The 20001-nt window shown below is 58.1% G+C and carries 20 protein-coding genes; 7 read left to right on the top strand and 13 right to left on the bottom strand.

What is annotated here, in order from left to right; genetic code table 11:
- Positions 1–283: 283 nt before the first annotated feature.
- From AC3WWH_RS29965 to AC3WWH_RS29955, 3 genes are all read right to left on the bottom strand, one after another.
- The gene (locus AC3WWH_RS29965; RefSeq protein ID WP_492377415.1) at positions 284–565 is read right to left on the bottom strand and encodes a hypothetical protein; all 282 of its coding nucleotides are present in this window, start codon (positions 563–565) and stop codon (positions 284–286) included.
- Between the two features lie 241 nt (positions 566–806).
- Positions 807–1145: a hypothetical protein gene (locus tag AC3WWH_RS29960; protein ID WP_492377414.1), complete on the bottom strand. Its 339-nt coding sequence runs from the start codon at positions 1143–1145 to the stop codon at positions 807–809.
- Complete coding sequence (locus AC3WWH_RS29955) at positions 1124–1918, bottom strand: Ivy family c-type lysozyme inhibitor (RefSeq protein WP_492377413.1); 795 nt, start codon at positions 1916–1918, stop codon at positions 1124–1126. The genes AC3WWH_RS29960 and AC3WWH_RS29955 overlap by 22 nt, the downstream gene beginning before the upstream one ends.
- Position 1919: 1 nt before the next feature.
- Between AC3WWH_RS29955 and AC3WWH_RS29950 the strand changes: the two genes are divergently transcribed.
- Positions 1920–2111 (top strand): hypothetical protein, encoded by a 192-nt coding sequence (locus tag AC3WWH_RS29950; protein ID WP_492377412.1) that lies wholly within the window; start codon positions 1920–1922, stop codon positions 2109–2111.
- Between the two features lie 45 nt (positions 2112–2156).
- Here the strand turns inward: AC3WWH_RS29950 and AC3WWH_RS29945 are convergent, their stop codons facing one another.
- From AC3WWH_RS29945 to AC3WWH_RS29925, 5 genes are all read right to left on the bottom strand, one after another.
- Complete coding sequence (locus AC3WWH_RS29945; RefSeq protein ID WP_492377411.1) at positions 2157–3095, bottom strand: LysR family transcriptional regulator; 939 nt, start codon at positions 3093–3095, stop codon at positions 2157–2159.
- A 56-nt stretch (positions 3096–3151) separates the two neighbouring features.
- A complete protein-coding gene (locus tag AC3WWH_RS29940) occupies positions 3152–4606 on the bottom strand; it encodes an NAD-dependent succinate-semialdehyde dehydrogenase (protein WP_492377410.1) in 1455 nt (484 codons plus the stop codon).
- Between the two features lie 59 nt (positions 4607–4665).
- Positions 4666–5586, bottom strand: coding sequence for an NAD(P)-dependent oxidoreductase (locus AC3WWH_RS29935; RefSeq protein ID WP_492377409.1), 921 nt, complete (start codon positions 5584–5586; stop codon positions 4666–4668).
- A 121-nt stretch (positions 5587–5707) separates the two neighbouring features.
- Positions 5708–6532: an SMP-30/gluconolactonase/LRE family protein gene (locus AC3WWH_RS29930; protein WP_492377408.1), complete on the bottom strand. Its 825-nt coding sequence runs from the start codon at positions 6530–6532 to the stop codon at positions 5708–5710.
- Between the two features lie 30 nt (positions 6533–6562).
- Positions 6563–7300: an SDR family oxidoreductase gene (locus AC3WWH_RS29925; RefSeq protein ID WP_492377407.1), complete on the bottom strand. Its 738-nt coding sequence runs from the start codon at positions 7298–7300 to the stop codon at positions 6563–6565.
- 157 nt (positions 7301–7457) lie between these two features.
- Between AC3WWH_RS29925 and AC3WWH_RS29920 the strand changes: the two genes are divergently transcribed.
- Positions 7458–8885, top strand: coding sequence for an MmgE/PrpD family protein (locus tag AC3WWH_RS29920; RefSeq protein ID WP_492377406.1), 1428 nt, complete (start codon positions 7458–7460; stop codon positions 8883–8885).
- Between the two features lie 16 nt (positions 8886–8901).
- Here AC3WWH_RS29920 and AC3WWH_RS29915 read toward each other — a convergent pair whose 3' ends face one another.
- The 4 genes from AC3WWH_RS29915 to AC3WWH_RS29900 all read right to left on the bottom strand — a co-directional run bounded on the left by AC3WWH_RS29915 (position 8902) and on the right by AC3WWH_RS29900 (position 13456).
- Positions 8902–9678: a glucose 1-dehydrogenase gene (locus AC3WWH_RS29915; protein WP_492377405.1), complete on the bottom strand. Its 777-nt coding sequence runs from the start codon at positions 9676–9678 to the stop codon at positions 8902–8904.
- A 75-nt stretch (positions 9679–9753) separates the two neighbouring features.
- Entirely contained in the window at positions 9754–10971 is a 1218-nt protein-coding gene (locus AC3WWH_RS29910) for an ABC transporter permease subunit (protein ID WP_492377404.1), read from the bottom strand.
- A 30-nt stretch (positions 10972–11001) separates the two neighbouring features.
- The gene (locus AC3WWH_RS29905; protein WP_492377403.1) at positions 11002–12525 is read right to left on the bottom strand and encodes a sugar ABC transporter ATP-binding protein; all 1524 of its coding nucleotides are present in this window, start codon (positions 12523–12525) and stop codon (positions 11002–11004) included.
- Positions 12526–12556: 31 nt separating this feature from the next.
- Positions 12557–13456 (bottom strand): sugar ABC transporter substrate-binding protein, encoded by a 900-nt coding sequence (locus AC3WWH_RS29900; RefSeq protein WP_492377402.1) that lies wholly within the window; start codon positions 13454–13456, stop codon positions 12557–12559.
- Positions 13457–13965: 509 nt separating this feature from the next.
- On the opposite strand from AC3WWH_RS29900, the gene AC3WWH_RS29895 reads away from it, so the two are divergent.
- The 3 genes from AC3WWH_RS29895 to AC3WWH_RS29885 all read left to right on the top strand — a co-directional run bounded on the left by AC3WWH_RS29895 (position 13966) and on the right by AC3WWH_RS29885 (position 18155).
- Positions 13966–14991 (top strand): zinc-dependent alcohol dehydrogenase family protein, encoded by a 1026-nt coding sequence (locus tag AC3WWH_RS29895; protein ID WP_492377401.1) that lies wholly within the window; start codon positions 13966–13968, stop codon positions 14989–14991.
- Positions 14992–15135: 144 nt separating this feature from the next.
- Positions 15136–16707 carry a Re/Si-specific NAD(P)(+) transhydrogenase subunit alpha gene (locus AC3WWH_RS29890; protein ID WP_492377400.1) on the top strand — a complete coding sequence of 524 codons (1572 nt, stop codon included), beginning with the start codon at positions 15136–15138 and terminating at the stop codon, positions 16705–16707.
- Positions 16708–16721: 14 nt separating this feature from the next.
- Positions 16722–18155, top strand: coding sequence for an NAD(P)(+) transhydrogenase (Re/Si-specific) subunit beta (locus AC3WWH_RS29885; protein ID WP_492377399.1), 1434 nt, complete (start codon positions 16722–16724; stop codon positions 18153–18155).
- A gap of 128 nt (positions 18156–18283) precedes the next feature.
- Here the strand turns inward: AC3WWH_RS29885 and AC3WWH_RS29880 are convergent, their stop codons facing one another.
- On the bottom strand, positions 18284–18688 hold the full coding sequence (locus tag AC3WWH_RS29880; protein ID WP_492377418.1) for a DoxX family protein: 405 nt from the start codon (positions 18686–18688) through the stop codon (positions 18284–18286).
- A 146-nt stretch (positions 18689–18834) separates the two neighbouring features.
- Between AC3WWH_RS29880 and AC3WWH_RS29875 the strand changes: the two genes are divergently transcribed.
- Positions 18835–19221, top strand: a complete 387-nt coding sequence (locus tag AC3WWH_RS29875; protein ID WP_492377398.1) for a winged helix-turn-helix transcriptional regulator — start codon at positions 18835–18837, stop codon at positions 19219–19221.
- A gap of 9 nt (positions 19222–19230) precedes the next feature.
- Positions 19231–19935 (top strand): dihydrofolate reductase family protein, encoded by a 705-nt coding sequence (locus AC3WWH_RS29870; protein ID WP_492377397.1) that lies wholly within the window; start codon positions 19231–19233, stop codon positions 19933–19935.
- The last annotated feature ends 66 nt before the right edge of the window (positions 19936–20001 follow it).

Below are 20001 nucleotides of genomic sequence, written 5' to 3'. Positions count from 1 at the left end.
AGATCACTTTCGCTTATCACAACGGCGACGAGGCCATTCTAAAGGCCAAACGGGAGACTTCTTCAACAGCCTGCTAGGCCGGTTCGATGACGGCTTTGATCCATTGCGCGTGAAAGGCCAATTCCCTGTGCGCATTGAACAAATCTGACGACCTTGAACTTCACGGCTAAGACCTTGAAGCCGTAAGTCGCGGCTGAAACTGGGACGCCGCCGGATCTAACAAATCATAAAGAGCCCCGGCGGACCGGGGCTCAGTCATTGCTATTTCAGTTTAGTCTGCGGGCTATTTGGCCTGCCTATCGGCTTGCTCAGCCAAGTCGATCACATGGTGCACGAGAAAGGCATCGATTAGGGAGCCTGCGTAATCCAATTTCATCGGCAGCTCTTTGTCGTGAAAAAAGTTGTCGATGTAGTCGCCGGGGTCCCACAGCTTGCGGATCAGGCTCTCGTTCTCGGGTTCGATCCGTTCAAGAACCTTCTCGAACACGAAGTTGGCTGTTTCTATGAGCGCAGCCTTTTGATCTCCTGTTAAGGGCAGCGCTTCGATTACGGCATGGGTATCCATGTCGAATATCCTTCGAGGAATCGGCGGGAACGGGTCATCAGCGTTATCGGATCGCCAACCGATGCTGGTTCTTAGCTACGCGACCAGTAATCCATGACGCCAGGCGGCCGCTTTATGCTCACATGCGCGAAGACAGGATACGGCGGGTCATAGGAAACGCAAGCTTCCCCACGATTTCTACGTGCTCACGGTGTAGCTGCCGTCATCAAAATGTAGATTTTGCCCGCCATGTCCGCCCCGTTTAGAACTTGAATTCGGGGGTGGAGGCAGACGCGTCGGTCTCCATGTCGATGCACGAGTCCAAGAGGGCGTAAGAGCCTCCGCTCACCCTCGCGACTTCATCACAGTAGTTTCTCGATTTAGCGGAAACCGACGACCAGTTTGCCTTTCGTTTGTCGTAGGCACTCTGCTCCATCTCGATGCATGAGTTGTAGAGCACCGACGAGCCCCCCGATACATCGGCCACCTTTTGGCAATAGTCCGCCGGGTTGTAACGAGGCATGTCCTGCGCCGCTGCGGGTATGGCCCATTGGACGAAGGTGAATGCCATCGCAGCCGTTATTTCCACTTTTCTGCCCATGCCCTCAGTTCCTGTTTTGCTTTCTCCGGCCACTGCGTAACCGGCGGATAAACAACGATTTTCTTTTCGTACGGTTTCCAGGCAGCAAAGGCCTGCCGATCTTTGGAGGAAAGAAAGAGCAGCGCCTCTTCTTCTCTGCACATATGCGCCGTGCAGGTGGTTCCGACGTAATCATCGCTTTTGAATTCGCCGCCGCCCGTTCCGGTAATGATCTCCTGGAAGGCCTCGAAATCAGCGCCGAGGAGCGTCTTGAGCGTTTCCGCAATCTCAGCATTTTTGAGGGCATCGGAAGGATGCTGAAACGAGCGTTCCCTGAGCGCCTGCCAGCCCGACTCGTCCTCGGGGATAAACACCACGACGCCCAACTCCTTGAGGCCGTCGGCAGGCGTCCAGGACCATTGCTCCCGGCCCTTTCCCGGGATGTTATTAGTCGAGAACACAATCTTGTCTGCGAAAAACGCGTGCTGAATATACGCGCACGCTTCGATCGGGCCATCAAAACGCGGCTTCCCTTCAGGCGGGAAGGAAACGACGAATGGACTGCTATCGCAGGCGTTGCCCCCATTCGAGCTGCTGCCGATCAACGCCGGAACGCCGCTCACGATGATCAGACCATCGAAAAGGAGAATGGCATTCCTGTGCAATTCGCGACCATCGATCTTGAGCGCGCGCTCAGGGTACTCGCCCTCAACGCGCACGGTGTGTCCGAATAGGTTCTCAACATCGATCGCTTGGGCTGGCGCGATTCCTGCCACTAGAATCGCGATCGCCAATATGGAAGAACTTCGTCTCATGCAGGCCCCAATGCAATCAACAGTGGTTCTTTTTTACCGCACCGCCGACGCAGGAGCAATTCGTGCTTGTCAGCAGATTGAAGAACTCGCCACGGGAGGTGAGGGCGATACTCTCCCAAGTCAGGCAAAAAAGTGCCTTGAGAGCCTGGTGGCGCGGATCGATCTCTCGTGAGCACTGTACGCGGTACGTCTCCACGTCCCGTCACGGCAGATCAATTCAGCCAGGAATTTCGTCGAGTTCCTTTTCTCTGCAAAGTTCCATACCGACTTCCGTCACGCACGCGACAAGGTCCTTCCTCGGTTGGTCCATGACATAACCCTCGCGGAAGAAGACGGCGATATCTCTGTTCAGCGTCGGATCGTAGAACGGCAGCTCGAAAAGTCTTTGTTCCGCGACCTCCTCCCGCACTGCATGGGCGGGCAGCAGAGCGAGGTGTTCAGTTTCGGCCACCAAAGACTTGAGCAAGGAAACCGACCCGCAGACGGTTATCTGGGGCAAGGGCGCGTCCATGGTCTTCATGATGTGGTCCAGTACCGTGTGCGTCCTGCGTGATGTCGGGCTGATCCAGGGATACTTCACGAGGTCGCTCCATGTGAGTGTCTCCAGTTTCCGCAATGGGTGATTGATCCCTGCGATCACCCGCAATGTATCGCGAAAGAGCACGCGCTGCCGGAGGCCATCGAGCATGTCGAAGACCTTCGTAAAACCGATGACGAAATCGAAGTCCCGCCGCAGAAGGCCAGTTAGCAAGTCAACCTGGGCGTTTTCTACGACCTCGAGGTGACCGCCCTCGTGTGTCTCTCGCCACTTGCTCAGTGCCATCGGCACGATCTTGCTGGCCAAGCTCGGCAGGCTGCCAATACGAATGGACTCGCTTCGAGCATCTGCCGCGTTAAGCAGGTCTCTCTCTGCGAGCTGGATTTCCTCCCTGATCAGGCGTGCATGGCAGTATAGGATGTCTCCGTTTCTGGTGGCCAGAATGCCTCTAGGGCCGCGTTCCAGCAGCTTCATCCCGAGTTCAGCTTCAAGTCGGTCCATCGACGTCGAGAGGGCCGGCTGGGAAACATTCAGCTGGCGCGCCGCGCGGTTCAAGCTGCCGTGTTCGATCACGGCAGCAAAATAGAGAAGCTTTTTGGGGTCTATCTCAAGCACCATTGCCAGAACTCACCTCCACTTGTTCCGAGATGAGTCTAAAGCTTTTTGCTTGAGATTCAAACTTTTACGCGGCGCTCTGCGATCGTTTTGGCCACCGTATAGCTGTGGTACATCTCGGTTCCGCCTTCACGTCCAATTCCACTTTCGCGAACGCCGCCGAAAGGAGCGTCCGCGCCTGGGCTCGTGAAAACGTTGAGCGCCACCGAGCCAACCTGAAGCTCACGGGACAAATAGTCGGCACGCTCCATGTTGTTGGTGAAGACGAAGGCTGCAAGGCCCATGCTGAGGCTGTTGCTGATCGTCAGTGCCTCATCCATCGAATCCACCGCCATGCAAGGAGCAATCGGGCCAAACGGTTCCTCGCTCATCACCCGCGCACCGAGCGACACGTCCGCGAGGACTGTGGGTGCGTAGAACCAGCCACGATTGCCGACGCGTTGGCCGCCAGCCGTGACCTTTGCACCATGAGACACCGCGTCCTCGACAAGGTCCGTCATTGCCGCCAGCCGACGCCTGTTGGCGAGGGGACCCATCTGGACACCTTCGGTGAAGCCGTCTCCGACCTTCAGCTTGCTTGCCTTTTCGGAAAGGCTTCCAACAAAGTCATCGTAACGCGAACGGTGGATCAGGAACCGGGAAGGTGCCGAGCAGAATTGACCTGCCATCCTGAACTTCCAGTTCACCGCCAACTGGGCGATCTCGTCCGCATTGGTGTTTTCATCGACAAGCACGGGCGCATGACCACCCAGTTCCATGAGGACCGGCTTCATGGTGTCGACGGCCAGTCTGGTAAGGTGCTTACCCACGTTGATCGAGCCGGTAAGCGTCACAAGACGGGTAATTGGAGACAGGACCAGCGTGCGCGATACTTCATCCGGATTACCGAAGACGACGTTTAGGACACCTTTGGGAAGGCCAGCATCAAGGAAGCACTGAGCGAACAGGCAAGCGGTAGCGGGCGTCTCCTCGGCAGGCTTGAGGATGATCGAACATCCGGCAGCCAATGATGCGCTGATCTTTCTTGAAGGCGCGCTCATCGGGACATTCCAGGGTGTAAAGGCTGCCACAGGGCCTACGGGCTCGCGGACCACAAACTGCTGGATCGGCGGATCGGTCGGAACTATGCGGCCATACAGGCGACGGATTTCCTCCGAGTCCCAGTCCAGGAAGGTGGCGGATCGCTCGATTTCGGCTAGCACTTCGGCGTAGGTCCGACCGGATTCGGCCGTGAAGATTGGTGCGATGTCCTTTGCACGTGCCCGAACAAGCGCTGCCGCTCGGCGCATTACAGCGGCCCTCTCCGATGGAGGTGTTTTGCGCCAAACCTCGAAACCTCTTGCCGATGACGCCAATGCGTTCTGTAGATCTTGCGCGGTCGCCTTTGGCACCTGACCCAAGATGGACTCGTCACTCGGGTTCTCCACGTCGCAGAGGGGCTCTCGGTCGTAGATCCACTCGCCATCGATCAAAAGGCCGATCCGCGGGTAGGTGTATTGCTGTTTTTCAGTCATGTCGTCGGTCCTTAGAGGAACTTGGTCGATCCGTGTTCGATCGGCCCTGAACGGGTGTTTCAATGCGTTGTCGCGAGGAATGCGAGAACCTCGTCCTGTGCGATAACTGCTCCTCGAGCGCGTTGACCCCACGTCTGCCCCCCGATGTGGGGCGTCAAGATAACGTTGGGCAGCGCAGCCAGACGGGGTGGGATTACGGGCTCTGAATCCAGGACGTCGAGCGCTGCGCCAGCGATCGTATTGTTCTCGAGGGCCACTATAAGAGCTTCGGTGTCCACTAGATTGCCTCGGCCAACATTGATGAGGCGTCCCTTTGGCCCGAGTGCAGCCAGCTCTCGAGCCCCGATGACGTTCTTGAGGTCCGGGGTCCCGGGAACGGCCAGCACAAGCACATCACTTGCTGCTGCGAGCGCCTCCCAGCCGTCGTAAAGGGCCGCGCCGAGACCTTCGTTAGAGCCGCGCTTGAGACCCGCAATCTTCATCCTCGCAGCGGACGCCCGAGCGGCAATGGCTTGCCCGATACGGCCGCTGAGGCCGCCGATGCCCACTGTCATGCCAACCGGGCTATCGCCGACTTCAAATCGACCTTTCTGCCAATCACCGCTACGAGCGAACGCGTCTGCGCGGACAAGGTCTCGACACAGCATGACTGTCAGTGTCATGGCCAAATCCGCGACATCGTCAGTCAGTGCTTCTCCCACGCACCGGACCTTTACACCTCGAGCTTCCAGAGCGGAGATGTCGATCTTGTCGCTCCCCGCACCTTGAGAGATCACGAATCCGAGGTTGGGAAGAGCCGCGGCGAGATCGGCACTGCAGCCGCGCGTGGCGCTGGTCATCACCACGCGAACTTCTCGTCTGTCAGCTTCAGGAAGGCCGGACACCGCTTCGGGGGCGGGTACGATCCGAACGAGATCGGCCTCATCGAGCTTGGGGTAGGTCATGCCGGCGAGCGGTGGAAAAGCGAGGATTGGTTTCATCGTTTCAGACTGTTGCGAGGGGTTGAGTCATATTGACGCTAATGGCGGACGGGCAGGGCAGCAACGTCGTCGCAGCGCGTGCTATAACGTTGAGTTATTCCCCTTCCTGCCGAACCTCCTGTTAGAGATCCACATAGAAGACGGCACTGTTCCTGCTGCCTGCAGCCATGTCCGCATCCGTGCCCAAAAACGCAGTCATGAACAAACGCTGGCCCGTCTCGCCGCCCAGGGTGCAGGAGATCGCGGAGCCATCGAACTTTATACAGTCGGCAATCACCCCACCGTCGAGAACGCGAACGAACTCTCCGGTGTTATAAATACCGGCCCAAATGGCTCCCTCCTCGTCGGCGCAGATGCCGTCCGGTTGCCGGCCATCGAGGTCCGCGAATAACCTTCGGTTGCTCAGCACCCCGTTGGCATCGATATCGAACGCGCAAATCCGGGCTTTCCACGTCTCCGCCACCACCAACGTGCGCCCGCCGTTGATAATCACCGAGCCATTCGGAAAATCGACGTCTCGGGCCGCGACGGTGATCGATCCGTCCGGATCGACACGGTGGAGATTTGTCGTACGGGGAGGGGCGTTCGCAACGAAGTCATATCCAAAGTCGCCGACGTAAATTCGGTCTTTGGCGTCCACCGCGAAATCGTTCAGCCACCAGTCGGTATGCGCCGACAGGTCTGCATACTCGGTAAGAGTCGTCCCGCGATACCGAAGTAATCTACGGTCCTTCGCGGATACGATTATCAAAGAGCCATCGGATAGGAAGTTTAAGCCGGAGGGCCTGTTAGGCACCTCGAGGTATGTCGACCTCTCCCCGTCTGCTGTGAGCGAATGGACTTTGTGATCGAAGACATCCGAAAGCCAGAGTTGACCATCCCGCCACTTCGGAGCCTCGAGAAACATGAACCCGTCTGCAAGCATTGTGGGCGTCTTAACCGGCATCGCTATCTCCTCCTCCCGTTGCTGGACGGCCTACCAGCCACCGTCGCAGTGTATGTCCTGTCCACTGATAAGGTCAGCCTGTGAACTGGATAGGAAGACGGCGAGGTTCGCGATATCCACGGGCTCGATCCGGCGCTTGATGCTCTGACGCTCGAGAATCCACTGGTGATACGCTTCGCGCTTCTCACCGAAATGTCGCCACTCGGCGTCGGAGATGACAGCGCCGGGCGATATGCCGTTGACCGTGATGTTGTACTTGCCGAGTTCTCGGGCCATCGACTTGACCAAACCGTACATCGCGCCCTTAGAGGCCACATACGGCACAAAACCTTCCCAGTTGCCGTTGAGCGTCAATGAGGTGAGATTGATGATCTTACCGTACATCTTCTGCTTCATCTGCTTGCTACAAGCACGCGCCAGCACGAAGGCTGCCGTGGAATTGACACGGACTTCCTCCTCGTATTCCGGGATCGAAAACTCCTCATGGGGTTTATTGACTACGAACGCCGCATTGTTGACCAAGATGTCGATGCCACCGACTTCCTCAGCGAGCTTGATGGCCGAAGCTTCCAGTTCGTCGAGTTGGTTCAAGTCTACGCCGAAGTAGCGGACGCTTTGTCCCAGCCCCTCCAGAGCGTCGGGGTTGGCGTCGGGGCGATCGGAGGCGATGACTGTCGCCCCCTCCTGTATGAAGCGCTCGACCAGTGATTTGCCGATCGTGCCGAGCGCGCCGGTGATCAATACGGTCTTGCCTGTCAATGACGGCATTTTCTCCTCCTACTTTCCTCCCTAAGTACTTTCCATTTTGAGGACGGATTGAGAACCTCCATTCTTCTGGTTGGCGAACCAGATATAATAAAAAGTTATAACCCATATGGTCTTAGCGTTTGGGAGCGCAAGTTGAACGTGAGATCGATGCTGGTTCGTGCAAAATCAAACCCAGTTTCATCAAACCAGGTTTTTCGACATGACTGATGTCCAACGCGATCTCGTCCATATCTTCGGCACCCATGCGGCAATGATCGAATACGATCAGCTGGATGAGGACGCTCGTTGGGCAGCCAAGAAGAGTATTTTGGACACCCTTGGCGTCATTCTCGCAGCGAGCGGCATGGAACCTGCCGTTAAAGCTGTTGCCGAAATAGTTGCTGAGACCGGAGGGAACCCCGAGTGCACCGTGCTTGGGTTTGGGGGCAGGGCTCCCGCTATCATGGCTGCGATGGCAAACGGCGCGCTTGCACACTGCCTGGACTATGATGATCAAACGCCGTGGGGACAGCACACCGCCAGCTCTATCGTTCCGGCCGTCTTCGCCCTGGCTGAACGAAAAGGTGGCGTGCATGGACGGGATATGATCGCCGCCGTCGCGGTAGGTCAGGACATCTTCGGCCGCCTTCGCTGCAATGTCGGATGGAAGAAGGACTGGAACCTTTCGACGGTATTGGCAGTGTTCGCGGCGTCCGCGGCGGCCAGCCGAGTGATTGGGCTGTCTCCTGCGAAGACGGCAGCGGCGATGGGTATCGCTACCATGCAGTCGTCTGGAATCATGGAGATGGTCGCGGGTAGGGGGAGTGACCTACGCGGAATGTATGCCGGGTTCTCCGCTAAGGGGGCCGTGCTGGCCGCGATGATGGCCGAAAAGGGAGTGACGGGCATAGATAAGGCCTTCGAAGGCCAATACGGCTTCATGAACACCTATTTTGGCGGTCGCTATGACCGCGAGAAGATAGTTGCCGCACTTGGCAAGGAGTTCCTGGGGAGCGGCACGCTCTACAAGCGATGGCCCTGTGTCGGAACCGCGCACAGCCACATGAAAGCTGCGATCGATATCGTTAAGCGCAACAACCTACAGCCAGCTGAGATTGCAGAAATCCGTTTGCATGTGGGCGACTATCACGACCTGATGTGTCAGCCTTTGGAAGAGCGGCGTGCGCCCGCAACACTCGCCGACGCCAAGTTCAGCCTCCCGTATCTCGTATCGGTAGCCATCGTGCGCCGGGGAATGAGCGTGACGGACTTCACGGAGACCGCGCTCCAAGACGAGGACGTCCTGGCCATTGGTCGCAAGATGACGCTCGTCCGTGATGCGAGCCTGGACTGGAAGCTGGAACTGCCGCCCGGCCGCGTGGAAATCATCACACAGGATGGCGCACGCTGGCTGGAGGAGGGCCGGATGGTGCCGGGCAATGCAGACAATCCGATGAGTTGGGAGGATGTCGCCTCGAAGTTCTTCGAGTGTGCCGCAGTCTCTGCTCGTCCGGTTCCTGAAGAAGTTTCGGCGAGAGCCGTAGCCCTCGCCGAACGTTTGGAAACCCTTGAAGATGCGACTGAACTGGTCAGGTGCCTCGCCTGACCAGGCAGTTCGCCCGTTAGATGCCTGCTGTCTGGCCGCCGTCCACAATCATGGCATGTCCGGTGACAAATCCCGCAGCGTCGGAGCAAAGCCACAGAACGGTACCCGCGATCTCTTCCGGACGCCCCATGCGTCCGATCGGCTCTTGGGCGATCATGAAGGCTCGGCCTTCCTCCGTGTCGTTGGTGTAGCGGGAGATCATGGGAGTATCGATGATGCCAGGGCAGATCGCGTTAACGCGGATGCCTTTGTCCGCGTATTCCAGCGCAGCGACCTTGCTTGCGGCGACCACTCCGAACTTCGAAGCGCAGTAGCTGGATTGATTTCGGATGGCCAGGACGCCCGCCCCGGACGCGGTGTTCACGATCGCTCCGCTGCCCTGCTTGAGCATGATTTCGATCTGGTATTTCATGCAGAGGAAGACGCTTTTGAGGTTGACCGAGATGATGCGGTCCCAGAGTTCCTCGGAAATATCTCCGATCGGCTGTGCAGGCTGTTCGATGCCAGCGTTATTGTGAGCCGCATCGAGCCGCCCGAACGCTTCGATAGTCTTATCGAGCGCACCCTTGACCTGTTCGCCCTTCGTTACATCGCAGGTGATCGGGAGGACTTTTCCGCCAGCGTCGCGAATGTTGGCGACGGTTTCGTTTAGCGCTGCCTCGTTAATGTCGACGGCGGCGACCGAAGCGCCTGCCTTTGCGAAAGCCAGGGCGGTTGCCCGCCCAACGCCGCTTCCGGCTCCGGTAACGAAGGCAACCTTGCCGTTAAAGTCTACTCGTGGAATATCGGTCACGAAATGTCACTCCCAGTGTTTCAGGCATTGAAAGAGACCGCCCGTCGACAGACAGGCGGTCTGGACTTTGACGGATCAACCGCCGGTCTTGGATTTCGACTTGTTGCCGCCAACGGTGTAGATGGCCGCGGCAACAACGACCACGATCCCTTCGATCAGGCCCTGCCAGTTTGCCCCGAGGTTCAGGATGTTGAAGCCGTTCGTCAGCGAGAACAGGAGGAGCGCGCCTGCCAGAGTCTTGATCACGCTACCCGCGCCGCCGAACAGAGACGTCCCACCGAGAATGGCGGCCGCAATGACGGTAAGCTCCGCGCCTTGAAGACCCGCGGGATTGATCGACCGCAAACGGCTTGCGAAGAGGATGCCGGCAAACCCTGCTGCCCCGCTGCAGAACACGAAGGCCATGAGCTTGTAGAGCAGGACATTGATGCCGGAAAGCCGAGCTGCTTCCGAATTTCCGCCGACGGCGTACACCCGGCGGCCTACCATCGTGAAGGTCAACACAAACCAGACAACTGTGGTGAAGATGGCGAGGTAGATAACTGGGTTTCGCAAGGTCAGCTCACCGCCCGACGCCCAGGCCAAGAAGAGCATGGCAACGCCACCCAGTGTCATGCCGACAGAGGAGGGGCGAACCGGAGCTTTGGCGCTCAGCGTTCTGGCTAGACCAATTGCACCCAATGCCAGCAGCACGACGCCACCGACGAGGATCAGCCAAAAGCCTTCGTGGCGACCCCCTTCGAACGCCTTCATGGTGGCGATTACGTTGGGGTCGGACACGGAAAGCGAGCGGCCGTCTGTGTAGATAAGGACAAGGCCGCGTACGGCGGTCATCGTACCTAGAGTGACAATGAAGGCGTTGATGCCCAGAAATTGGACGATCGAGCCGTTGATCAGGCCGATGACCATAGCCACTGCCATAGCAAGGGCTGCGGCGGGAATGAAACCAATCGCATCGGCGTTGCCGATGAGGATTACCGCTGACAGCGCGGCGACGGAGGCAACGGAAAGGTCGAAGTTTCCGCTGATCAGTACAACAGTCATCGCCACCGCCATGATGGCCATCAATGATGATTGATAGACCACATTCGACAGGTTCAGCACGCTGAGGTAATTCGACTGGCCGAGGTAGCTTGTGAGCAGCGCTATCGACGTGATCAGCAGCAGCAAAGCGTAATAGACGCCCCGTTCGCGCAGACCAAAAAGGCGACGCCAATTGGTCGCAGGTGATACCGGGTGGATCTGCGGAGCCTCCGGGAGCTTCTCGACCGGATTGTGCGTAATCGTGTTCATGGTGTTTTCTCGCTTTTTCAACGATGCCGGTTAGTGGGCTGCCGCTTCGACCGAAGCAGCCTGCCCGCCGGCGAGCAGAAGCAATTCGTGCTCAGAAGTTTCGTGGGCGTCGCGAACGGCTACACATTTACCGTCTCTCAGAACGATGATGCGATCCGAAACTGCCAGGAGTTCCTCGAACTCGGACGAAACAATGATGACCGATAGGCCCTGACTGGCCAGCTTACGGACAAGCTTCAGAATGTCCGTCTTTGCCCCGATGTCGATGCCGGCCGTTGGCTCGTCGAGAAGGAACAGCTTTACGTCGCTGAACAGCCACTTGGCGATCGTTACCTTCTGGGCATTGCCGCCACTAAGTTCGTTAACGAGGATGTCGGGAGAACTCGCCTTGATCGACAGCATGCGGATGGCTTCCCACCCGCGCTCTCGTTCACGATCCTCGATGGGCATGGCGTTCATCACGGAAACGCCGCCAAGGGCTGGCAAGGTCGTGTTGCGCCAGATCTCGAACTCGGGAACCAGGCCTTGAGCCATGCGGTCCTCGGGCACCATCCCCATGCCGGCTTTGACTGCCGCTCCGGTATTCCGAGGGACAACTTCGCCATCTAGGAGAACCGTTCCGCTCGCGTTACGGTCAGAACCATAAATGGCATGCAGAAGCTCGCTTCGTCCCGATCCAAGGAGACCGGCCACGCCTATCACCTCTCCTCGAGCGACATCCAGCGATATCGGGCCAAACCTGCCCTTGGAAGCCAGGTTCTGCAACTGCAGGCGCGCGGTGCCGGTGGCTGGTGTCCGATCCTGGGCTTGGCGCTCAAGGGCGACAATCTGTTTGCCGACGATTGCTTCGGCAATGCGATCTTCATCGAGGTCCGCCGTGTTGGCGCGCAAGACAGCAGTCCCGTCGCGCAAAACAGTGACCTGGTCCGTCAGCGCCATCACCTCGTCTAGGAAGTGGCTTACGAACAGGATCGCTTTGTTCTCTCCCTTCGACAGCCGGCGAACGGTCGCATAGACCAGCTCACGCTCTTCCGCAGCCAAAGACGCGGTAGGCTCGTCCATAACGATCAGATCGGCTCCGGTACCGACCGCCGTCATGATGGACACCATTTGGCGTTCTCCGATGGAGAGGTCGCCGACCAGCGCGTCGGGATCGAGGCGATAGCCGATGCGCTGGCAGAGTTCTTCGTACTCTCGGCGGCTGCCCGCCGAGAGACGCCATAGTCCGCGGTTCCCGAGAAAGATGTTCTCGATGACCGATAGCGTGGGAACGAGTGGAATGTGCTGGTGGACGGTGGCAACCCCCATATCGTTGGCTGCCTTGGGGCTATCCCACCTCACCGGATTGCCGCGCCATATGATTTCCCCCACGGTCGCCCAATATGCGCCCGACAGGATTTTGATCAGCGTGGATTTGCCAGCGCCGTTCGCGCCAAGCAAGCCGTGAACCTTGCCCTGCTCGATGTCGAGATCGACACCGCGCAGGGCGAGTGTGCCATTGGGAAATCCCTTAACAACACCACGTAGTTGCATGATAGGGTTATCGTGTTGCAAAGGACACCTCCCATCCGTCAATCGAAAGATATCACCACTGCTCAGGGCAGGCGTCGATGGTTTCCTTCGTGATCGGCGGCATCTCGTAGGTCACGAACCGACCTTTGGGAGTATCGGGCTTGGTCGCAGCTTCATACATGGCTTCGAACATGAGCTTGCCAAGCAGCTTGGGCCGGGTGCAAACCGAGCCATACATTTCGCCGGCGAGTATCGCGGAGTAGCCGAGCTTTGAGCCGCCTCCAGTCGCGATCAGTGTGGGCTTGGAATTGGACGCATCGATAGCGCGTGCGCAGCCGATCGCCATATCGTCAGCATGGCTGTAGATGAGATCGATGTCGGGGTGAGCCGTCAGGAAGTTCTGGCAGACGGCCTCGCCTTCATCAGGCGTCCAGTTCGTCGGCTGTTCGGCAACGATTTCGTACTTAGCGCCCGCCTTGTCCAGGGCCGCTTTGAAGCCGTCGGTATCGAGCTTGACGATCGTGTAGGCCGGGTCACCCATAACGATGCCGATTTTGGCCGTCTTGTCCTTAGGCAGTAGGCCAGCCGCCATCTCGCCGGCAACAACACCGGACTGATAGTTGTCCGTGGCTACCAGGGCGGAAAGCCCCGGATACGGCTCCTGCAGCTTGCGCTTGGCGGAATCGCCGACCTGGAGAGCGATGGCGACGATAGGGATGTTGGCGTCATTCACCTTGTCGACGAAGCCTTCCGCGACAACGGAATCGAGCGGGAGGAAACCGATGGCATTCACCTTCTGAGACAACAGGTCGTCGAGGAAGTTGCCTTGCTTTTCGACGCTTCCACGAGGGTCGAGGACGACCGTCTTGACGCCCTTTTCCTTGGCCGCTTGTTCGAAGCCCTCGGCAGTCATGACGTTGTATGGGTACTCCAGGCTTGCCGGTACGTAACCGAACGTCAGGTCTTCCGCCATCGCCGAGCCAGCGAGGAGAAGGGTTGTAAGAGCCACCGCCGATGTCCGGAAGATCGATCCGGAGACGGACTTGGAGTGGGTGCGGTATCTGTTCAGCGTAGCGTGCATGGAATCCTCCCTCATGCGTGTTGGGTCGCTAGTAGACAAATAAAATCTTGGGTTTGACGAAGGCGGCGGATACTCCCGATTAACCGCGCTTCGTGCCTCCTGTTAAAATTGGGTAACACGCTAGAACCGTTCAAAACAGTGGGGCGACGGGGAGGGTATAAGCGCAGGTTATAACGGGCCGCATGAGGCAAAAGGACCGTTTAATTTTGACGCGGTCGGAGCCGTCGTGCCCCTTCGAGATATAACATCAAGCTATATCTCCCCGTGACGGAGTCTGTTTCGACCCAGATCGTCATTGTGCCGCTACTTCCGATCTGCGAGCACAAATCGAGCTGTTCTTGAGCGGCACTTGGCGAGTTTATTAAAGACCGGGTTTCGGCCTCGGTGAGGTGGAGGAAAAGATGAAAGGTCTCGTATTTCTGGGCGAAGGCAAGATGGAGTTTCGGGACTATCCCGATCCGGTTCCCGGTCCCGATGAAGTGGTCGTGAGGATCAAGGCTTCTGGAATGTGCGGAAGCGATCTCAATCACCTCAATGAGCCCAAGAGACGCGAAGACCAAATCGTCATCGAAGGCCACGAGCCGTGCGGCATTGTCGAAGAAGTCGGATCCGCCGTCCGGCCCTGGGAAGCGCGCGTGGGCGATCGCGTCATGGTCTACCACTACGACGGCTGCCGCACGTGCCCCAATTGCCGGACTGGATGGATGCAGAATTGCGATCACACTCGGATCGCTTTCGGAGGCAATAGCCACGGTGCACATGCGCCCTTCATGAAGGTGCCGGCGCATACGATCATCAAGCTTCCCGAGCAGCTTTCCTTCAACGCGGGAGCGGCGGTTGGATGTGGAAGCGGCACGGCATACGCCGCCTTGAAGAGGATCAACTTGCTGGCGGATGAGACCATCGCGATCTTCGGGCAGGGGCCTGTCGGGTTGAGCTGCACCGTGTTCGCAAAGGCGTTCGGCGCACGTGTTATCGCGCTGGACGTCGGCGAAGAGCGTCTGCAGATGGCGAAGGATTTCGGCGCAGATTTTGTCATCAACCCCATGAAGGACGACCCCGTGAAGGCCGTACGCGACCTCACGAAAGGTGGTTTGGGAGCCGACAAGGCAATCGAGTGCAGTTCAAACTCGGTAGCACGCCAGCAGGCGCTCCAGGCTATCAAGCGATGGGGAACCACTTGCCTGGTGGGCGTTCACGGCTCGATGCAGTTTGAATGCAACGAACTCATCAGCAACCAGAAGAACCTCGTTGGGTCGCTTACCTTCAACAAGAACCTGCAGGACGAGTGCGCGAGCTTCGTCGCCGAACGCGGCATCGATGTCGACGCGCTGTTCACCCACGAGTTCCAGCTCGATCAGGCCGTTGAAGCCTACGCTCTCTTCGAACAGCGAAAAATCGGGAAGGGCGTGTTCGTCTTCGACTGAAGCCATTGGCCTGGCAGGAGCAACTCCTCGCCCCGCGAGATTTAGCGCCTGAGCCGTAGCAACAAACAACTTCAACCACATAGCCGATGCTCGTCAGCATCGCGCGCTGACGCGCGTCCATACGCGTGAATTCAGGAAGAACCCATGAAAATCGGATCACCAAAGGAGACCGCCGACCTCGAGGCTCGGGTGGCGCTAACGCCGGAAAGCGCCGGTCAGCTTGTCAAGCTGGGCCACGAATGCGTGGTGGAGAGCGGTGCCGGCGAGAAATCAGGCTACACGGACGAGGCCTACCGCTTGGCTGGGGTCGATGTTGTTCACGACGCTGCGGCATTGTTCTCGACATCGGACGTGGTTGTTAAGGTGCGACCGCCGCAGCCCGAAGAGCTTGATCTTATGGCCCCGGGGCAAACGCTCATCTCGTTCTTCTACCCGGCCCAGAACCAAGCGCTCCTCGAGCACGCGGTTGCGAAGGGCGTAAACGCGGTCGCGATGGACATGGTGCCGCGTATATCCCGCGCTCAGAAAATGGATGCGCTGTCCTCGATGGCAAACATCGCCGGCTATCGCGCAGTAATTGAAGCCGGCAACAACTTCGGTCGCTTCTTCACCGGCCAGGTCACCGCGGCGGGTAAGGTTCCACCAGCGAAAGTGCTGGTGATCGGGGCGGGCGTGGCCGGTCTAGCGGCAATCGGCACGGCGACTTCGCTCGGTGCGGTCACCCTGGCTTTCGACGTTCGCCCCGAAGTCGCCGAACAGATCGAATCCATGGGGGCCGAGTTTGTCTATTTGGACTTTGCTGTGCAGCAGGATGGGGCGGCGACCGGAGGATATGCCGCGCCGTCGTCACCGGAGTTTCGCGAGAAGCAACTCGCAAAGTTTAGGGAGCTAGCGCCTGAAGTCGACATAGTGATCACGACTGCGCTCATCCCCGGTCGGGACGCTCCCAAGCTTTGGCTAGCCGATATGGTCGCGGCCATGAAGCCTGGGTCCGTAATCGTTGATTTGGCTGCCGAACGTGGCGGTAATTGTGAACTAACGCGTCCCGACCAGCGGATCGTCTCCGAAAACGGGGTGGTAGTGATCGGCTATTCCGACTTCCCGAGCCGAATGGCCGCCCAGGCATCATCGCTCTACGCCATGAACATCAGGCACATGCTGGCCGACCTGACGCCCGGAAAAGATGGGCAGCTAGTTCATAACATGGATGATGACGTTATCCGCGGCGCGACTGTCGCCCATCAAGGGGCACTTACGTTTCCGCCGCCGCCACCAAAAGTGAAGGCAATTGCAGCACAGAAGCCACGGGAAAAGGCGAAAGAGCCAACAGCCGAGGAGCGACGGCAGAGAGAGTTGGCGGCGTTCAAGACGCAAACCAGGAACCAGGGGCTTCTTCTAGCAGTTGGCACTGCCTTTTTGCTCGTCCTGGGCGCGTTTGCCCCGCAAAGCTTCATGGCGCATTTCGTCGTCTTCGCTCTGGCATGCTTTGTCGGCTTCCAGGTGATCTGGAACGTCTCCCATTCACTACATACCCCGCTGATGGCCGTCACCAATGCTGTCTCCGGGATCGTCATTCTCGGCGCACTGCTTCAGATCGGCTCCAGCGATTGGTTGGTCACGACACTGGCGGCCATCTCTGTGCTTATCGCCACCATTAACATCGTCGGGGGATTCCTGGTGACACGGCGCATGCTCGCCATGTTCCAGCGGTCTTGATCTGAGGGGAAATCATGGCAATCGGTGTTGTCTCCGCGGCTTACATCGCCGCGTCCGTTCTTTTCATCTTGTCGCTCGGCGGCCTTTCCGGACAGGAAAGCGCAAAACGTGCGGTGTGGTATGGTATCGTCGGGATGGCGCTCGCAGCTATCACCACCATACTAGGACCCGGGGTCGGGAATTGGTTGGTCATCGCAGGAATGATCGCCGGCGGTGCTGTACTGGGCTTTTTCGTAGCCAGCCGTGTCCAGATGACCGAAATGCCCCAACTGGTGGCGGCGCTTCATTCCTTTGTCGGACTGGCAGCCGTCTTCATTGGTTTCAACGCGCATCTGGAAGCAACTCGTATTGCCTTCATGGATGAAACCACGCGCGCGTCACTGGATGGATTTGCTGGCATCCTCGCCCACAAGACCGCCGTGGAGCTTTCGATAATGAAGGTCGAGGTCTTCCTCGGCGTATTCATTGGAGCTGTCACCTTCACGGGATCGGTGGTCGCGTTTGGCAAGCTGGCAGGTAAGGTCGATGGCAAAGCGAAGAAATTGCCGGGCGGCCACTTCCTCAACGTCGGAGCGGCCATTCTGTCGCTCGTTCTTCTGATGATCTACGCAAACCAAGGTGGCATCTGGCCGCTCGTAGCCATGACGCTGCTCGCTTTCTTTATCGGGTGCCATCTCATTATGGGGATCGGCGGCGCGGACATGCCGGTCGTCGTTTCGATGCTCAACAGTTACTCGGGTTGGGCCGCGGCTGCGATCGGGTTCACCCTCGGGAACGACCTGCTCATCGTTACGGGCGCACTGGTAGGGTCATCTGGCGCAATTCTCTCGTACATTATGTGCAAGGCGATGAACCGGTCTTTCGTCTCCGTCATTCTCGGAGGCTTTGGCGCGGTTAAAGGGCCGGCCATGGAAATAATCGGCGAGCAAATCGCAATCGACGCCGAAGGTGTCGCATCGGCTCTCAACGATGCAGAGAGCGTTGTCATCGTCCCTGGCTACGGAATGGCCGTTGCCCAGGCCCAGCTGGCAGTCTCTGAATTGACGCGAAAGCTTCGCGCTGCCGGAAAGACTGTCCGCTTCGCCATTCATCCGGTCGCCGGTCGCCTGCCGGGCCACATGAACGTCCTCCTTGCGGAGGCAAAGGTCCCATATGACATCGTTCTTGAGATGGACGAGATCAATGACGACTTTGCGAGCACAGACGTCGTCATCGTCATCGGTTCCAACGACATCGTGAATCCTGCGGCCCTCGAAGATCCGAACTCACCGATCGCCGGCATGCCCGTTTTGGAGGTCTGGAAGGCCAAGCACGTGTTCGTTTCGAAGCGTGGGCAGGGGACCGGCTATTCGGGCATCGAGAACCCGCTGTTCTTCAAGGAAAACACGCGGATGTTCTACGGGGACGCGAAAAAGTCGATCGACGGCTTGCTGCCGCTGATGGGGTAGCGGTCTCCTCCTATCGGCGATCTAGCCTTCCCGCTCCGTGAAGCTAAGTCGCCGGGTCAAAATCGCCTGCGGAACCCAAGAGATCGAACGCCGCCAGCCGCAAGCTGCGGCGTTCGATCGATGCATGTTCATGCTCGTCCGTTCTCAAGTCTCTGGAAAGCCGGGGCGTAAGGTGACGGGACCTCCCGTGCTGCGTTTTGCGTTGCAAAGGAAGTTGCTAACAACACAAGACCGATGACCGCCGGCAACGCGCCTTTGATACTCCGCGCACCAAGATGCGCCATCCCGGAGAGGATCAAGTGGTAGAAAAAGCCGGCATAAGCCAAGTCGCTAAGCGGCAAGTTCATCCGCGACAGAACCGCCAGCGGGCCGAGTATCTTCACGATGATCATGAACGCCATCAGATATGGCGCTCTGTACCCCAAATCGGCCTGAGCCTTCGCCACGAACTCTGCCTTGGTTAGGTACAAGAGAGCTGATGATAGATAGAGCAATGCCAGCAATGCTGTGCTGATCCAATAGGTGTAAAACAGATCCACTGATGCCTTCCTTTCGTGCAACAACTTCTCCGCTTCGGGGACATTTTGTGTCTCAGAAACGCTTGAACTGAATTTGTGGAGAAGGGTAGATTCTGGCAAGTAGGATGAAATCAAGACAGTAAGTATCAAAGGCCATACTAATGCCCGAGAATGACTTTTCGATGCAGGATGAGATGCGGCGCGCCTTCGCGATGCTGTCGGGTAAATGGAAGCTGGAGATCATGTGGCTCCTGCACCACCGGATCTACCGCTTCGGTGAGCTCCGCAAGGCCATCCCCGGTATCACGCAGCACATGCTGTCGGCGCAGCTTCGCGAACTAGAAGCCGATGGCTTGGTAACGCGCACCGTATTTGCTGAGGTGCCTCCGCGCGTCGAATACGAAATGACACAGAAGGCCCGCGGCCTCGGCCCAACCATGGATGCGCTGGCTAAGTGGTGGGAGGAATACGGCAAAACCATTCCCAAGAGGCCAGGCACGCGTGGGCGCACGCCAAACAAAATTGCCTACCCACCGAAATCGAAATAGGTAACTCTCATGAAGCCTTTCATTACATGCCTTATGTTGACGTCTCCGGATGGAAGCTTGCATCCAAGCCGATGGACAAAGTCACCCGATGGCGATCGATCAGACTTCGCGAGGGTCTGCGAAAAGCTTCGCGACGATTTGAACTGTGACGCTTGGATGGTCGGCCGCGTTACGATGGCCGAAATGTCGAAAGCCGGTCCCCATGCGCCGGGTGGCCCGTATAGTGTTGAAAGGCCTCATCACTTTGCCAATCGCGAAGCAAAGAGCTTCGGCATAGCGATCGATCGATCCGGAGCGGTTCACTATAAAGGCCCGGATTTGTTCGGTGATCACATTATCGCGTTGCTCGGAAATGATGTGCAGGACAGCTATCTCGCTGAGTTGATGGCAGATGGCATTTCGTATGTCGTGGCTGAGACTTCCGAACTCGATGTGGGGGAAATGCTGGGGGTCCTTCAGAAGGAACTCGGCATCCAGCGAATAGTCCTGGAAGGGGGGGCTGCCACGAACGGCGCTCTCTTGGCTAGCGGTCTGGTCGATGAACTGAACTTCGTTGTCGCACCTGCTTTGGAGGCGAGAACGGGCACCGACAGCGTCGTCGAGTATGGAACCGACGGCTTGGCTGGCAAAGTTGAGCTCTCGCTGGTCGAATGCCAGCAGCTCGGTCATGGGGTGGTCAACTTGCGGTACGCTGCAACGAAGCCAGCGACCTAAATCCCTTCCGCCGACGGCGGATGGAGCTAGACCCGTCCCTGAACGGCGACGGGTCTGCACGTGCGC

The organism is Ensifer sp. EB106-03-01-XG145, assembly GCF_058792075.1.
Note: the sequence above shows the minus strand (reverse complement) of the source record. Positions and strands in the feature narration are given on the sequence as shown.

What these genes read in the sequence shown, in the direction of transcription:
- AC3WWH_RS29950 (WP_492377412.1), top strand. Translation starts at nt 1,920, where the DNA reads ATGGAAGAACTTCGTCTCATGCAGGCCCCAATGCAATCAACAGTGGTT.
- AC3WWH_RS29870 (WP_492377397.1), top strand. Translation starts at nt 19,231, where the DNA reads ATGAAGCCTTTCATTACATGCCTTATGTTGACGTCTCCGGATGGAAGC.
- AC3WWH_RS29940 (WP_492377410.1), bottom strand. Translation starts at nt 4,606, where the DNA reads ATGACTGAAAAACAGCAATACACCTACCCGCGGATCGGCCTTTTGATC.
- AC3WWH_RS29890 (WP_492377400.1), top strand. Translation starts at nt 15,136, where the DNA reads ATGAAAATCGGATCACCAAAGGAGACCGCCGACCTCGAGGCTCGGGTG.
- AC3WWH_RS29885 (WP_492377399.1), top strand. Translation starts at nt 16,722, where the DNA reads ATGGCAATCGGTGTTGTCTCCGCGGCTTACATCGCCGCGTCCGTTCTT.
- AC3WWH_RS29965 (WP_492377415.1), bottom strand. Translation starts at nt 565, where the DNA reads ATGGATACCCATGCCGTAATCGAAGCGCTGCCCTTAACAGGAGATCAA.
- AC3WWH_RS29895 (WP_492377401.1), top strand. Translation starts at nt 13,966, where the DNA reads ATGAAAGGTCTCGTATTTCTGGGCGAAGGCAAGATGGAGTTTCGGGAC.
- AC3WWH_RS29945 (WP_492377411.1), bottom strand. Translation starts at nt 3,095, where the DNA reads ATGGTGCTTGAGATAGACCCCAAAAAGCTTCTCTATTTTGCTGCCGTG.
- AC3WWH_RS29900 (WP_492377402.1), bottom strand. Translation starts at nt 13,456, where the DNA reads ATGGCGGAAGACCTGACGTTCGGTTACGTACCGGCAAGCCTGGAGTAC.
- AC3WWH_RS29925 (WP_492377407.1), bottom strand. Translation starts at nt 7,300, where the DNA reads ATGCCGTCATTGACAGGCAAGACCGTATTGATCACCGGCGCGCTCGGC.
- AC3WWH_RS29935 (WP_492377409.1), bottom strand. Translation starts at nt 5,586, where the DNA reads ATGAAACCAATCCTCGCTTTTCCACCGCTCGCCGGCATGACCTACCCC.
- AC3WWH_RS29875 (WP_492377398.1), top strand. Translation starts at nt 18,835, where the DNA reads ATGCCCGAGAATGACTTTTCGATGCAGGATGAGATGCGGCGCGCCTTC.
- AC3WWH_RS29960 (WP_492377414.1), bottom strand. Translation starts at nt 1,145, where the DNA reads ATGGGCAGAAAAGTGGAAATAACGGCTGCGATGGCATTCACCTTCGTC.
- AC3WWH_RS29930 (WP_492377408.1), bottom strand. Translation starts at nt 6,532, where the DNA reads ATGCCGGTTAAGACGCCCACAATGCTTGCAGACGGGTTCATGTTTCTC.
- AC3WWH_RS29910 (WP_492377404.1), bottom strand. Translation starts at nt 10,971, where the DNA reads ATGAACACGATTACGCACAATCCGGTCGAGAAGCTCCCGGAGGCTCCG.